Raw genomic sequence first — 13,954 nt, forward strand, 5'->3', positions numbered from 1 at the left:
ACGAAGGAGCTGGACATGAGCGGCAGGGACTTGATAGAGGCGAAGCTGGCGCAGGCGCTGGACGCGGGCGCATGGAACGGCATGGTGATCGGCGAACTGGTGGGCATCGCCGACGAAGGGCGCACGCCGCTCGTCATGTTCGAGGGACAGCCCGGCACGGCCGCGGTGCCCGCGCGCAGCGTCGTCGACCTGCACGGCGCGCATGTGGGCCGGGCGGTCAGCCTCATGTTCGAGCGTGCCGACCCGGCGCGGCCGCTCGTGGTTGGGGTGGTGCGCGGCGACGGCGCATGGCCCGCGGACGGCAAGCCGGCGCAGGTCGAGATCGACGCCGACGGCGAGCGCCTGCTCGTGAGCGCGCGCGAGCAGATGGTGCTGCGCTGCGGCAAGGCCAGCATCACGCTGACGCGCGCGGGCAAGGTGCTGATACAGGGCAGCTATGTGCTGAGCCGTTCCACCGGCACGAACCGCATCAAGGGCGGCGCCGTGCAGATCAATTGAGCGTGCGCGAATACCGGGAGCCGCCATGGAAGTCGTGAACGCCACCGGAATGACCCTCGGATACACCATGGGCATGGAGCCGTCGGGCCGCGAGTTGCTGGTCGTCGTGGTGAAGGGCACCTTCGCGATACCAGGCGACGGTGGCGTGGCGCCGCGCCATGCGGTGCAGCTGCCGCTCATCGCCGCCGACACCTTCACCAGCGATCCGGGCTATTCGGCGCCCGTGCAGGAGGTGGACTATGCGCCGCGCAAGCCGCGCTGCGACATCCTGCTCACTGGCACCGCCCATGCTCCGCATGGCGAACCGGCGCAGCGCGTGCCCGTGGGGGTGCGCGTGGGCGCGTGGAAGAAGATGTTCTCCGTGGTCGGCGCCCGGCACTGGAGCGCGGGGCTGTCGGGCGTGCGCGCCTCGCCGCCCGAAGCTTTCGTCACGCAGGCCATCAGCTACGACGTCGCCTTCGGCGGCGTCGACGAGCGCCATGAAGACCGCGCCCGCCACGGCGCCTACATGGCCAACCCGGTCGGTTGCGGCTGGCATTGCAACCTGCAGTCCGCACTGCTCGATGGCACACCGCTGCCGCGCACCGAAGCTTTCGACCGGCCCGTGGAGGCACCCGACGGCACCTATGCGCCGATGGCCTTCGGGCCCGTGGGCCGCGGCTGGTCACAGCGCCTGCCTCATGCCGGCACCTACGACCAGGACTGGATCGACAATACCTTCCCCTTCCTGCCGGCGGATTTCAACGATGCCTACTACCAGGCCGCGCCGCCCGACCAGCAGGTGGACTTCCTGCGCGGCGGCGAAGAGGTCGCGCTCGGAAACCTGTCGGCTGCGGGGCAGCTTCGCTTCTCGCTGCCCGTGCTCGACGTGCCCGTCACGTTCTTCCGCCGCAAGGGCGGCCACGAGACGGTGCAGGGCACGCTCGACACGCTGGCCATCGACACCGACCGCATGCTGCTCACCATGGCCTGGCGCGCCACGATGCCGTTGAGGAAGAGCATCTTCGAGGTGTCGAACGTGCTGGGTGGGCGCATGTCGGCAGGATGGTGGCGCGCTCGCGCGCTTGGCAAGCAGTGGCATCCCTCGCTGGGCGAGCTGGTGCGCAGCCGGCGCGGCGAGACGGAGCCGCAGCTGTGACGGCACCCACGATCATGGTGAGCCGCACCGGGCTCGTCACCGGGGTCGGGCTTGACGCAGCTTCCACTTGCGCCGCCATCCGGGGCGCCGTGGATAACTTCCAGCAGACCCGGTTCCGCGACCGCGACGGCGAGTGGCTCATGGGCTGCGAGGTGCCGTTCCCGCAGCCGTGGCGCGGAGAGAAGCGCCTGCTCAAGATGGCCGCGCGTGCGGTCGCCGAATGCCTGGCCGGATTCGACCGCGACAGTTGCGAAGCCACGCCGCTGCTGCTGTGCCTGGCGGAATCCGGCCGGCCCGGCCGGATCGTGGACGACGACGCGCGCTTCTTCGAGGCGCTCGAGGACGAACTCGGCATGCGCTTTCATCCCGATTCCGCCGTGATCGCGCGCGGGCGCGTTTCAGCGGGCGTCGCGCTCCTGCGGGCGCGCCAGTTGATCGGCGAAGGACGGGCGGCGCAGGTCGCGATTGCCGCGAGCGACAGCCTGCTCGATGGTGCCGCGCTGGCCGACTGCGAGCAGCGCGACCGCCTGCTGACGAGCGGCAACTCGGACGGTTTCATTCCGGGCGAGGGGGCCGCGGCGCTGCTGGTCGAGGGAATGGGCGTGCACACCGACGGCCAGCTCGTGTGCCGCGGGCTCGGTTTCGCGGTGGAGAAGGCGCACGTCGATTCAGAAGAGCCGTTGCGCGCCGACGGACTCACGGCTGCCATTCGCCAGTCGCTACAGGAAGCCGGCTGCGGCGAGGGCATCCTTCAGTTCAAGATCATCGACGCCTCGGGCGGACAGTACGCGTTCAAGGAGGCGAGCCTTGCCTTCGGGCGCATCGACCGCACCAAGCGCACCGAGTTCGACGTGTGGCATCCGGCGGACTGCATCGGCGAGGTGGGCGCGACCATCGGGCTGGTGATGATCGCCGTGCTCAAGGCGGCTTGCGAGAAGGCCTACGCCAAAGGCGAGCACGTGCTGCTGCACCTTGGCAACGAGGACGGGCGGCGCGCGTCCATGATCTTCTCCTGGCGCGACGCTCGAGGCTGACGCATGGCCAACCAGGTGTTCGCCAACGGCCGCGAGATCGCCTGCAAGGCGGGGGCGGGAAAGACCATCTGCGCCATGCCAGACGTGTGCATGACGCCGCCGGAGAATCCGGCCACGCCGCCTGGCGTGCCGGTTCCCTATCCGAACACCGGCCTGGCTTCCGACACCACGGAGGGCAGCCGGAGCGTGCAGATTTCCGGCCAGGAAATCATGCTGAAGAACAAGTCCTATTTCAAGACATCGTCGGGCGACGAGGCCGGCTGCGCGGCGAAGAAGGGCGTGGTGTCGAGCAAGAACAAGGGCAAGGTGTATTTCATCGACTGGTCGATGGATGTGAAGTTCGAGGGCGAGAACGCCGTGCGCCACCTCGACAAGACCACCAACAACCATGGCAGCCCGACGGCCAACGAAGCGGTGCCGTGGCCGTTCGTCGACTCGATGGCCGACGGCGACATCAAGAAGCTGTGCGACGGCGACAAGGCGCGCGAGGCGGCGGCCTGCCAGGAGTACAAGCCCGCCAAGCCCGACGGCAAGGACGTCTGCGCCGAGACCGGGTTGGGCGGCGACTTCGGCTCGATCAAAGGCGACCTGGGCGGCGCTGCGAAGAAGGCCAGCGAGAACCCGTGCGCCGCCGCGCGCCGCTGCCGGCTCGTCCCCTACAAGGCCTCGCCGCCCGTGGAGGACGGCATCGGCGGTTGCTGCAAGGCGCAGACGGGCGACCACATCGTGCCGAAGAGTTCGTTCTTCCAGGACCGCTACGGCGGCAAGCCCATGAAGGGCTGGGAAGCCTACGACATGAACAAGGCGCCCTGCATGTGCACCGAAGGCGGCAGCTGTTCGGGCACGCACGGCCTGCGCCACACACACCACAAGACCACGTCGCCCGTGGCCAACGGCGACCCGAATCCGTTCGACAAGGAGGTCACGCACTGCGCCAAGGGCGCCAAGGCCGTGGCCCCGCATTGCAGCCAGGAATGCCTGGAGGCCCAACTCAAGGAAGGCCACAAGGGGCTGGGCGACCCGTCCAAGCCGGTGAAGCATTCGTCCACCGGAAAGACCGACATCTCGCACTACGCGTCGCTGCAGTCGACGGTCAACGAAACGGCAAGCAAGCTGGGTGCGGCGCTGCCCTGAACACAAGGAGTTCCATATGCCGGCGAAGGTTTCCATTTCACGCGAGTTCGTCAGGGGCGCGGCCCGCATGGCGGACCTCGTGTACGTCATCAGCCAGATGAAAACGCTCATCGAGCAGGACATCGCGCACGTCAGCCTGGTCGGCCTCTACAAGGGCAGCTGGGGTGACGCCTTCAACACCACCTGGAACGCCACGGCCATCGCGGTGGCGAAATCGCCGGCGGAGAAGGTCGTGCTCGTCGGCGAGGACGGCGAGGTCAGCACCTACGTGGGCGGTCGGCGCGAAGACGAAACCATCGATCCGCGTCCCGTCATGGTCCGCCATGCGCGCGAGATCGGCGGCGAGGTCTTTGTCTGCGGCAGCAAGCGCCAGGTGTTCCGGCGTGTAGGCGAAGGACAGTGGATGGACATGAGCGCGCCGCGCGCCGGCCAGACCGAGGTGTTCGGCTTCGAGGCGATCGACGGCTACGGCTGGAGCGAGATCTATGCGGCCGGCTGGGCCGGCGAGATCTGGCGCTACGACGGCGCGGCGTGGACCCGGTGCGGCAGCCCTACCAACGTGATCCTCTCGGCCGTCTGCTGCGCGGGCGACGGCCTGGTGTATGTCGCGGGGCAGGGCGGCGTACTCGTCAAGGGACGCGGTGATGCGTGGGCGCCAGTGGCATGGGAAGACGAGGTCGATGCCGACCTGTGGGACCTGTGCTGGTTCCGCGACGAGCTCTACGTGGCCACCATGTCGGGGCTTTACACACTCGACGCCGATCGTCTGGTGCCGGTCGACTTCGGCGCGATGGGGCCTGTGAGTTGCTACAACCTCTCGGTGGCGCAGGGCGTGATGTGGTCGGTCGGCAAGGCCGACGTGGCGTCGTTCGACGGCACCACCTGGCGCAAGTACGACTGACGGGGCGGTTGCGTGAAAACGGCCGACGCTATTCCTCGCTACGCCGCCATGCCGGTCGGGCTGGTCGTGATGCGGCATGCCGAGGAGTCGGCGCTGCTGTGCAATCAGCGCTTCTTTCTGGCCGGCTCTGCGCATGCCCGGCTGCACCATCTGCGCCGTCTGGACGACCGGCTCGCGGCCCACCTTGACGGCCTGGCTGTCGCGGGCGAAGCAGGCAGCAGGGCCTGCGATGCGGCGCTGGGCAACGCCGGGCGCGGCGAGGTGTTCGCCGCCACGGTGCTGGCCATCGTCAATCACGACCTGCCCCGGCTCGACCGCCTGCTGGCACTGGCCGAGGCGCTGCCGGCGGTGCGTGAGGCCAGCGCGCTGGCCGTCGGCTGGGCGGCCGCCCATTCGTTGCGCGGGCTCGCGAAAGACCTGCTCGACTCGCCTCTGGCGTTCCGCCGCAGCACCGCCATCGCGGCCTGCGATTCCCACATGGTCGACCCCGGCCCGATGTTGGCTGAAGCCGTGGCGGACAGCGATGCGACGCTGCGCGCGCAGGCGCTGCGTGCCGCCGGTGAATGCGGCCGTATCGACCTCGTTGCCGCATGCCTGGCGGCAACCGCCGACAACGACCCCGCTTGCCGCTTCTGGGCCGCCCGTTCGGCCGTGCTGCTGGGCGAACGCCACCGGCCGGTGCGCGCGCTGCTCGACGCCGCGCTGGTGCAGGGTACGCCGCAGAGCCTGCAGGCGCTGTCGCTGCTGTTCAAGCTCGCGACGGCCGAGCAGGCCGCGCCGCTGCTGGCCGACATGCGCAGCAAGCCCGCGAGCCTGCGCGACGCGGTGCGCGGTGCGGGTGCCCTGGGCGACCCACGCATCGTGCCGTGGCTCCTCTCGTTGATGGACGATCCCGGCCTGGCACGGATCGCGGGCGAAGCCTTCAGCACCATCACGGGGCTGGACCTCGCCTGGCTCGACCTCGAATGCAGGCCGCCGCAGGACTTCGAGTCAGGTCCCGACGACGATCCCGCGCACGACGACGTCTCGATGGACGAGGACGATGGCCTGCCGTGGCCCGATCCTGCGAAGCTGGGCGATTGGTGGCGCGCGAACGCCGGGCGCTTCCAGCCCGGACAGCGCTACTTCATGGGGGCGCTGCCATCGTGGGCGCATTGCGCGGGTGTGCTGGGCAGCGGCTTCCAGCGGCAGCGTATCGCGGCGGCGGAGCACCTGTGCCTCTTGCGGCCCGGCAGCAAGCTCTTTCCTACGCAAGCGCCCGCGTGGCGGCAGTCGCGCTGGATAGCGCAGACGCAGGACAACTGACGCCGGGGCATTGCACGTGGGCGCGAAATTCATCCTCGCCGCGCTGGCCGTCGTGGCGTTCGCCGCGGCGCTCGTGCGCCCCGGCCCCGCCACCCGCACCTGGCTCCTCATCGCCGCCATCTTCACCGCCATCGCAGCCTGGCTGCAATGGCATACCTCTTAAGGCGAGATTGCCAACATGCCCCACGGAATGAATACTCCTTGCGAGTTTGTTCGGGCGCATTCAGGCACAGAGCCTTCGGGGGCCGATTCATGATCCATATCGCTGTCATCACCCGGCAAGGCGCTCCGGCGGGGCAGTCCATCGCCGCGGACTTCGGTCCCAATGGCGGGACCATCGGCCGCGCCGATACCAACACGCTGGTGCTCGACGATCCCGACCGCACGGTCTCGCGCGTGCATGCGCAGGTGCTGTGCCGCGACGGGCATTACTTCATCATCGACCGGGGCAGCAACCCGATGCAGTGCAACGGCGTGTCGCTGGGCTCGGGCAAGGAGGCCGCGCTGACCGATGGCGCGCGGCTGGTGGTGGGCAGCTTCGAGTTGACCGTGCGCGTGACGGCGGCCGCTGCCGCCGCCGTGCCCGCAGCGCCGATCATTCCCGCGACGGTATTGGGCGGCTCGCACGCCGCCGCCGCCACGCCGACGAGCGACGATCCCTTTGCCGACCTGCTCGCGGGCCTCGCGCCGCCGCCTGCGCCGGCTTCAGCGGCTTCACCGGCCGCGGCGCCCGCAGCGGCGCTGTCCGATTCGCTGCTGTTCCCCGACCCGATGGAAAGCGGCTCGCGCAACGTGCAGGCCGCGCAGGTCGATCCCTTCGCCAACCTGCTCGGACCCACGCCGTCGTCGGGGCCGGCGGCGGGCCTCGGCGCGCTCGACGACTTCTCCGATCTCGGCGCGCCGCCCGCGCACGGCAAGGCTGCGAACATCGACGAGCTGTTCGGCGGCATGGGCGGCGGTGGTGGTGGCGGCATCGGCGGCGATCCGCTCGCGCTGTCGCCGCTGGCCGATCCGCTGCTGCAGCCGAACACCGCGTCCAACGCCGATCCGCTGGCTGCCCTGCAGCAGGCGGCGCCTCCCACGCCCACGCCGCGCCCCGACCACCTGCCCATCGACCAGTTCGGCTTCACGCCGCCGAAGGCCGTCGAGCCGCCGAAGCCTCCGCCGGCGATGGCGCCTGTCCCCGTTCCTGCGCCTGCACCTGTCATGCCGCCCGCGCAGTTCGACGACATGACCGGCCAGCCGATCCGCATCAGCGGGCCCGAGGGCTCCGGCAAGCCGCTGGAGCCGTTGGAGCCGCTGCGGCCCCCGGCGCCGGCGATCGCTCCCGCGCCGGCTCCGCGCCCCGCCGCCCCGCCGTCCGAGCGCATGGCCAGCGACGACGAACTGCTCGCAGCCTTCCTGCGCGGCCTCGCGAGCACGCACCAGCCGCCCGAAATGCTCACGCCGGGCCTGATGGAGCGCATCGGCTCGATGCTGCGCAGCGCCACCGAGGGCACGCTGCAGCTGCTGCTCACGCGCCAGGAGTTCAAGCGCGAGGTGCGCGCCGAGGTCACGATGATCGCGGCGCAGGCCAACAACCCGCTGAAGTTCTCGCCCACGGTCGAGGTGGCGCTCGCGCACCTGCTGGGCCCTGGCGTGCGCGGCTTCATGCCGCCCGAGGCCGCGATGCGCGATGCCTTCAATGACCTGCGCGCACACCAGTTCGGCGTGATGGTGGGCATGCGCGCGGCACTGGCCCATGTCATCGCGCGCTTCGAGCCGGCGGAGCTGGAGAAGAAGATCAGCGCGAAGACGGCGCTCGACGCGCTCTTCAGCGCCAACCGCAAGGCCAAGCTGTGGGACCAGTTCGTGTCGCTGTACGGCGGCATCGCGAGCGAGGCGGAGGACGACTTCCACAGCCTCTTTGGCAAGGCCTTCCTCGAGGCCTACGAGGAGCAGATGGCGCGCCTGAAGTCCGATGCCTGACGAGAAGAAAAAGAAGAGCGACAGAGCCGGTCAGACAAACAGACAACACAACCCAGCACTCGCGAGGCACACCGCTTGGAAATCGAAATCGTCACGCTCTCCCGGCAGGGAGGCCGCAACTACAACGAGGACGTGCACGGCCACTGGCACGACGAGCGCTTCGTCGCCTGCCTCGTGGCCGACGGCGCGGGCGGCCATGGCGGCGGCGACGTGGCGGCGGCCACCGCGCGCGGCAGCATGCTCGCCGGTTTCGCGGCCGCGCCGGGGCTGGACGAGGCCACGCTGCGCGGCCTCGTGGAGCAGGCCAACCTCGACGTGGTGGCGCGCCAGGCCGAGGGCGGCAAGCTCGCGGGCATGCGCTCGACCATCGTGTTCGCGGCCATCGATCTCGAAAGCCAGGCGCTCGCCTGGGTGCACAGCGGCGACAGCCGCGCCTACCTGTTCCGCGGCGGCGCCATCGTGGCGCGCACCACCGACCACAGCCTCGTGCAGCAGATGGTGGCCGGCGGCATGCTGGACGAGGAGGGCGCGCGGCTGCATCCGCAGCGCAACATGCTGCTGTCGGCGCTGGGCTCGATCGAGGAGGCGCCCGACATCGCGGTGTCGCAGCGCATGCGCCTGCTGCCGGGCGACGTGCTTCTGCTGTGCAGCGACGGCGTGTGGGAGCCGCTGGGCGACGAGTGCCTGATCGACACGCTGCATGCCTCGCGCACGCCCAGCCAGTGGACCGAGCTGATCGACGCGCAGGTCAAGGCCAATGCCAAGCCGGGCCACGACAACTACACGGCGCTCACGCTGTGGGTGATCGAGGACGACGAAGACGACGTGACGAGGCTGATGCCCGACAACGTCGCGTCGACCGACTCCTGATTCCTTCCTCTGCGCACGGCAACGCGGGGCAAAAAGAAGGGACCCGGGGCCCCTTCTTTCCTTCCTTCGATTGCGGCAACCGCGCAGATCAGGCTCCGCCCGTGCTGGGCACGGTCTGGGGCGCGACGTAGGTGTATTTGTTCGCCGTCTTCTTCACCTTCTTCAGCGCGCTGCGCAGCTGCTGGGGCATGTCCTGGCGGTTGGGCAGGTTGGTGTAGTTGTCGATGCCCTGTTCCTTGCAGCAGTTGGCGCAGCCGTTGTTGAGCAGGTCGAGCGCGTAGCGCGTCTTGCTCAGCGTGCTGGACGCGCCGGGCTCGCGGAACGGATCGAAGATGCCGTCCGGCAGCACTTTCTGTCCGAGCGCGATCGCCTGCGTCTGGAAGTGCGTGATGTGCTTCTGCGTGACCGGCCCGTAGTAGCCGTCCACGACGATCGCCTCGGTCTGGCCCGGGGGCGGGTCCAGGTCGTGGTTGAAGCCGAGCAGCTCGTAGTAGAAGATCTTGAACAGCGCCTGTACCAGCATCACGTCTTCACGCGTGTTGGAACCGATCCGGCCTACCGACCAGTCGATGTTGTAGGCGGTGAGCAGAGCGCCGCTGGTGCCGATGAGTGGGGTGCTGAATGCCATTGCATTGCTCCGGTGAGGACGCGTGGAGACCGCACCGGGCACTGGCGCGCCCGATGCCGTGCCCGGCGAGTCCGTCGTCCGTCAGCGGGTCTCGGTGGTCGCGACGTTCCAGCCGAACTTGACTTCGCCGCCGGCCGCGCCCTTGTCGTCCTGGGCCTTGTAGGCGAACTCGATGTCCTTGAACGAGCACGACACCTGTTCCTGCACGTCGCCGCCCTGCGCGCCGCCGGGGCCGACCATGGAGATGAACACTTCCTTGAGCGTGACCTTCAGGTATTCCTGCTGGCCTTCGCCCGACTTGCGGCAGGTCAGGACCAAGTCCTTGAAGTGCTTGCCGCTCACGCAGTTCTTGGCCAGCACGGGGGAGGCCTTGTCGTAGGTGTGCGTGAAGTGGAACTCGCCGGGCGTGGCCTTGCCCTTGCCCGAGCCGCCGCCGGAGCCCGCGCCAGAGGAATTGCTCACGTTCCAGGTCCACGACGAGATCTCGATCTCGTCCTTGTGGTCCTTGTGGGAAGACTCGCCCTTGACGCCGTCGAGCTTGATGTGAAAGTCAGAAGACATGTTCCTACTCCTTGGAACCCGATTGCGTTCGGGCAGTTGCTGTTGATGATCGAGACGGATGCCTGGGCTGCCGCCGGCTTGCTGGCAAGGCCGGTATGTGGCAGCTGTTGATAGAACGAAACGGGAGCCGGAATTTCAAGAAAGTCCGGCCCGTTTTTTTCAGGTCTTCACGCGCCGCCCTTGGCCGAAGGCAGCTTCGACACCAGGCGCAGCGAGACCGTGAGGCCCTCGAGCTGGTAGTGCGGGCGCAGGAAGAACTTGGAGGTGTAGTAGCCCGGGTTGCCTTCCACTTCCTCCACGATCACCTCGGCGGCGGCCAGCGGCTTCTGGGCCTTGGTGATCTCCGAGGAGTTGGCGGGGTCGCCGTCCACGTAGTTCATGATCCACTTGTTGAGCCAGCGCTGCATGTCCTCGCGCTCCTTGAAGCTGCCGATCTTGTCGCGCACGATGCACTTCAAATAGTGCGCGAAGCGGTTGCAGGCGAAGAGGTAGGGCAGGCGCGCCGCCAGGTTGGCGTTGGCGGTGGCGTCGGGGTCGTCGTACTCGGCGGGCTTGTTCAGCGACTGGGCGCCGATGAAGGCCGCGAAGTCGGAGTTCTTGCGGTGGATCATCGACAGCAGACCGGCCTTGGAAAGCTCGGCCTCGCGGCGGTCGCTGATGGCGATCTCGGTGGGGCACTTCTGGTCCACGCCGCCGTCGTCGCTCGGGAAGGTGTGCAGCGGCAGGTTCTCCACCGCGCCGCCCGACTCGATGCCGCGGATGCGCGAACCCCCAGCCGTAGAGCTTGTACGAGCGGTTGATGTTGGTCGCCATCGCGTAGGCCGCATTGGCCCAGGCGTACTTGTTGTGGTCGGCGCCGGCGGTGTCTTCCTCGAAGTCGAACTCCTCCACCGGGTTGGTGTTGGCACCGTAGGGCGTGCGCGCCAGGAAGCGCGGCATGCACAGGCCGATGTACTTGGAGTCGTCCGACTCGCGCAGGCTGCGCCAGCCGGCGTACTCGGGGGTGGAGAAGATCTTGGTCAGGTCGCGCGGGTTGGCGAGCTCCTGCCACGACTCCATCTGCATCAGGTTGGGGCTGGCGCCGGTGATGAAGGGGGCATGCGCCGAGGCGGCGATCTTGGCCATCTCGCCGAGCAGCTCCACGTCGGGCGGGCTCTGGTCGAAGTGGTAGTCGCCCACCAGCGCGCCGAAGGGCTCGCCGCCGAACTGGCCGTATTCCTGCTCGTAGATCTTCTTGAACATCGGACTCTGGTCCCAGGCCGCGCCCTTGAACTTCTTGAGGTTCTTGGCCAGCTCCTGCTTGGAGATGTCCATCACCCGAATCTTGAGGTTCTCGTCGGTCTCGGTGTTGTTCACCATGTAGTGCAGGCCGCGCCACGCACTCTCGAGCTTCTGGTAGTCGGGGTGGTGGATGATCTTGTTGACCTGGTCGGTGAGCTTGGCGTCGATCGCGGCGATCATGGCCTGGATCGACTTGGTCACGTCCTTGCCGATGACGGTGCTGTTGGCCAGCGCCTGCTGCGCCAGCGTGAGCACCGCGGCTTCGACGGCGCTCTTGGCTTCGTCGCTGCGCGGCTTGAATTCCTTCTGCAGCAGCGACGAAAAGTCGCTGCCCGCATACGCGACATCTTTCAGCGCGCTCTGTTCGAGTGCTTCGGCCATGGTTGTTTACTCCTCGTGTGCTCTGCTCTGATGGGGGGCTCAGGCGGCGGGCGTGCTGCCGCCGTCCTCGGGTTTCTTGCTCGCGGCCAGGGTCTGCAGCAGGGCCGGGTCCTCGAGCACCTTGGCCAGCAGGTCTTCGGCGCCGCCCTTGCCGTCCATGTAGGTGACGAGGTTCGACAGCTGCGTGCGCGCCTCCAGCAGCTTGTTGAGCGCGCCGACCTTGCGCGCCACCGCGGCGGGCGAAAAGTCTTCCATGTTCTCGAAGGTGAGCTCCACCTTCAGGTCGCCTTCGCCGGTGAGCGAGTTCTCCACCGCGAAGGCCGCGCGCGGCTTCATGGCCTTCATGCGCGAGTCGAAGTTGTCGACGTCGATCTCCAGGAACTTGCGGTCGGCCACCGGCGCGAGCGGGTCGGCCGGCTTGCCGGAGAGGTCGGCCAGCACGCCCATGACGAAGGGCAGCTGCACCTTCTTCTCGGCCCCGTAGAGCTCCACGTCGTACTCGATCTGGACCCGGGGCGCCCGGTTGCGGGCGATGAATTTCTGACTGCTCTTGGCCATGGAGATGCTCCTTGCGGGTGTGAATGGGGGCGGATGAGACGGATGGAGGGGTGGTCGGGGCCTACTCGGAAGGACGGCGGCCCGTGACCGTTTCGATGGTGTCCATCGCGTTGGGCGCGAGGTTGGCCATGATCTCGAGGAAGCTCACGCCGATGAGCTTCTTGGCGCGCTCGATCAGCAGCGGTGCCGGGTTGCCGGGTTCGGCTTGCTCGAGATAGCGGATCACGCGGTCGAGCATCTGCACGGCGTCCTGGCGGCTCTGGATCTCGCCGCGCGCGGCGCCGGGGCGGGCCGCCGCAGTGCCGTTGGAAGGGGTGTCCGCTGCGCCGGAGCCTTCGTCCGCCGCCGCTTCGGCCGAAGCGCCGCTGACGGAGGCGCATGCCTTCTGCAGCACGCGCGCGATGGAGCGCAGCGGATCGAGGTCGAAGGCATCGGCGCGGCCGGTGCGATCGGCGATGAGCTTTCGCAACTCCTCCACCAGCGCGGGCACGCCCAGCGCGGCCTGGATCGCCTCGGGCCGCTCGGACTGGATGGTCTCCAGTCCGCCCTGCACCTGCGCCATCGAGTAGGTGGCTTCGCCGCCGACGGCCGTGAGCGTGTTGTGGGCAATGGCGATGTCGCGCACGCGGATCGGGCCCACGCCCCGCGCGATGCCGACCTGCGCCTCGTAGAGGTCGCGCAGGCCCATGGTCTCGTCGGTGAGCGGCGCGAGCGCGTTCAGCCGCATCGTCGGGTCGTTGTCGTCGTCGGCATCCAGCTTTGGATGTATGCCGTCCCAGAAGGTGTCGAGCAGGCCGTTGAGCAGCCGCAGCCCCGCGGCGAAGCCTTCCACCCCCTGCATGCGGGTGGATGCGCGCAGCAGCAGCACGGCGGCGCGCACGTCCTTGCTGCGGCGCAGGATGTTCTCGGCCTTCTCTCCCACTTCGCGCCACTCGGGCTCGACCGCGGGGATCACCGTGTCGCCGAACTGCTGCTCGGGCTTGCCCTGCGCATCCGCGACCAGCGCCATGAAGTCCGCGTCGTACTCGAGATCGTCGCCGCACGGCGACGCATCGCCGATAGGCGCGAGCAGTGTTGCAGCAATGTCGTTGTTCAGCATGTTGCCTGTTCGAGTTCGCTGGTGATAATCAAAGATGCGTCTTGACCGGTCAATGCAACGAAGGGAATAGCATGCGCACGCTGGGTACACACCATTCGTCCTATGAAGGCTTCCTTGGCGCGGCAACGCGGCGCCGCATCGCGATCCTTGGCCTTGCTGGAGCGGGTCTTCTGCTTGCGGGATGCGCGGCGAAGCCCGTGGTCACCACGGTGGCGGTCACGCTCACGGCGGGTGCCGACGCCAACCCCGATGCGCGCGGCCGCGCATCTCCGCTCACGGTGCGCGTGTATGCACTGAAGTCGCCCGGCCCGTTCGAAGGCGCCGACTTCTTCTCGCTCTTCGAGAAGGACCAGGCCACGCTCGGCGCCGAACTCGTGCAGCGCGAAGAAGTGCTGCTGCGGCCCGGCGAGACGAAGAAGCTCGACTTCAACCTGCCGCCCGACGCGAAGTCGATGGGCGTGATGGCCGCCTACCGCGACCTCGACCGCGCGCGCTGGCGCGAGGTGCGGCCCGTGGTCACCGGCAAGGCGCAGGCGCTGGACGTGACCTTCGGCGCGCGCGCGATGCGCGTCGACAGCAAGTAGCAGCCGCAGCAGCG

14 protein-coding genes and 1 pseudogene are annotated in these 13,954 nt (G+C 68.4%); 10 read left to right on the forward strand and 5 right to left on the reverse strand.

Annotation, left to right across the window (positions count from 1 at the left end; all coding sequences use genetic code 11):
- The first annotated feature begins 15 nt into the window (after window positions 1-15).
- The 9 genes from ACHMXA_RS06885 (at window position 16) to ACHMXA_RS06925 (ending at window position 8,848) form a co-directional block, all read left to right on the forward strand.
- Entirely contained in the window at window positions 16-498 is a 483-nt protein-coding gene (locus tag ACHMXA_RS06885) for a DUF6484 domain-containing protein (protein WP_395319577.1), read from the forward strand.
- A gap of 25 nt (window positions 499-523) precedes the next feature.
- A complete protein-coding gene (locus ACHMXA_RS06890) occupies window positions 524-1,636 on the forward strand; it encodes a DUF2169 domain-containing protein (protein WP_395319579.1) in 1,113 nt (370 codons plus the stop codon).
- 14 nt (window positions 1,637-1,650) lie between these two features.
- Complete coding sequence (locus ACHMXA_RS06895; protein ID WP_395319581.1) at window positions 1,651-2,670, forward strand: hypothetical protein; 1,020 nt, start codon at window positions 1,651-1,653, stop codon at window positions 2,668-2,670.
- 3 nt (window positions 2,671-2,673) lie between these two features.
- The gene (locus ACHMXA_RS06900) at window positions 2,674-3,804 is read left to right on the forward strand and encodes a PAAR-like domain-containing protein (protein WP_395319583.1); all 1,131 of its coding nucleotides are present in this window, start codon (window positions 2,674-2,676) and stop codon (window positions 3,802-3,804) included.
- A 16-nt stretch (window positions 3,805-3,820) separates the two neighbouring features.
- Window positions 3,821-4,705 (forward strand): hypothetical protein, encoded by an 885-nt coding sequence (locus ACHMXA_RS06905; protein WP_395319585.1) that lies wholly within the window; start codon window positions 3,821-3,823, stop codon window positions 4,703-4,705.
- Window positions 4,706-4,717: 12 nt separating this feature from the next.
- Window positions 4,718-6,010 carry a TIGR02270 family protein gene (locus tag ACHMXA_RS06910; protein WP_395319587.1) on the forward strand — a complete coding sequence of 431 codons (1,293 nt, stop codon included), beginning with the start codon at window positions 4,718-4,720 and terminating at the stop codon, window positions 6,008-6,010.
- Window positions 6,011-6,026: 16 nt separating this feature from the next.
- Complete coding sequence (locus ACHMXA_RS06915; RefSeq protein WP_395319589.1) at window positions 6,027-6,173, forward strand: hypothetical protein; 147 nt, start codon at window positions 6,027-6,029, stop codon at window positions 6,171-6,173.
- Window positions 6,174-6,262: 89 nt separating this feature from the next.
- Window positions 6,263-7,978, forward strand: coding sequence for a type VI secretion system-associated FHA domain protein TagH (tagH, locus tag ACHMXA_RS06920; RefSeq protein WP_395319591.1), 1,716 nt, complete (start codon window positions 6,263-6,265; stop codon window positions 7,976-7,978).
- Between the two features lie 75 nt (window positions 7,979-8,053).
- Window positions 8,054-8,848 (forward strand): PP2C family protein-serine/threonine phosphatase, encoded by a 795-nt coding sequence (locus ACHMXA_RS06925; RefSeq protein ID WP_395319593.1) that lies wholly within the window; start codon window positions 8,054-8,056, stop codon window positions 8,846-8,848.
- Window positions 8,849-8,936: 88 nt separating this feature from the next.
- On the opposite strand, the gene ACHMXA_RS06930 is transcribed toward ACHMXA_RS06925, so the two are convergent.
- The 5 genes and pseudogenes from ACHMXA_RS06930 to tssA form a co-directional block, all read right to left on the reverse strand.
- Entirely contained in the window at window positions 8,937-9,476 is a 540-nt protein-coding gene (locus tag ACHMXA_RS06930; RefSeq protein WP_395319595.1) for a peptidoglycan-binding protein, read from the reverse strand.
- Window positions 9,477-9,557: 81 nt separating this feature from the next.
- On the reverse strand, window positions 9,558-10,037 hold the full coding sequence (locus tag ACHMXA_RS06935) for a type VI secretion system tube protein Hcp (RefSeq protein WP_176666064.1): 480 nt from the start codon (window positions 10,035-10,037) through the stop codon (window positions 9,558-9,560).
- A 167-nt stretch (window positions 10,038-10,204) separates the two neighbouring features.
- Window positions 10,205-11,699 (reverse strand): annotated as a pseudogene (tssC, locus tag ACHMXA_RS06940) (type VI secretion system contractile sheath large subunit).
- Between the two features lie 39 nt (window positions 11,700-11,738).
- Window positions 11,739-12,257: a type VI secretion system contractile sheath small subunit gene (gene tssB / locus ACHMXA_RS06945; protein WP_176666066.1), complete on the reverse strand. Its 519-nt coding sequence runs from the start codon at window positions 12,255-12,257 to the stop codon at window positions 11,739-11,741.
- A 61-nt stretch (window positions 12,258-12,318) separates the two neighbouring features.
- Entirely contained in the window at window positions 12,319-13,356 is a 1,038-nt protein-coding gene (gene tssA, locus ACHMXA_RS06950) for a type VI secretion system protein TssA (protein WP_395319598.1), read from the reverse strand.
- 71 nt (window positions 13,357-13,427) lie between these two features.
- On the opposite strand from tssA, the gene tssJ reads away from it, so the two are divergent.
- Window positions 13,428-13,940, forward strand: a complete 513-nt coding sequence (gene tssJ / locus ACHMXA_RS06955) for a type VI secretion system lipoprotein TssJ (RefSeq protein ID WP_176666068.1) — start codon at window positions 13,428-13,430, stop codon at window positions 13,938-13,940.
- Window positions 13,941-13,954: the final 14 nt, after the last annotated feature.

Origin of the sequence: Variovorax sp. UC74_104 (assembly GCF_044055375.1) — a bacterium.
Taxonomy (GTDB): domain Bacteria; phylum Pseudomonadota; class Gammaproteobacteria; order Burkholderiales; family Burkholderiaceae_C; genus Variovorax.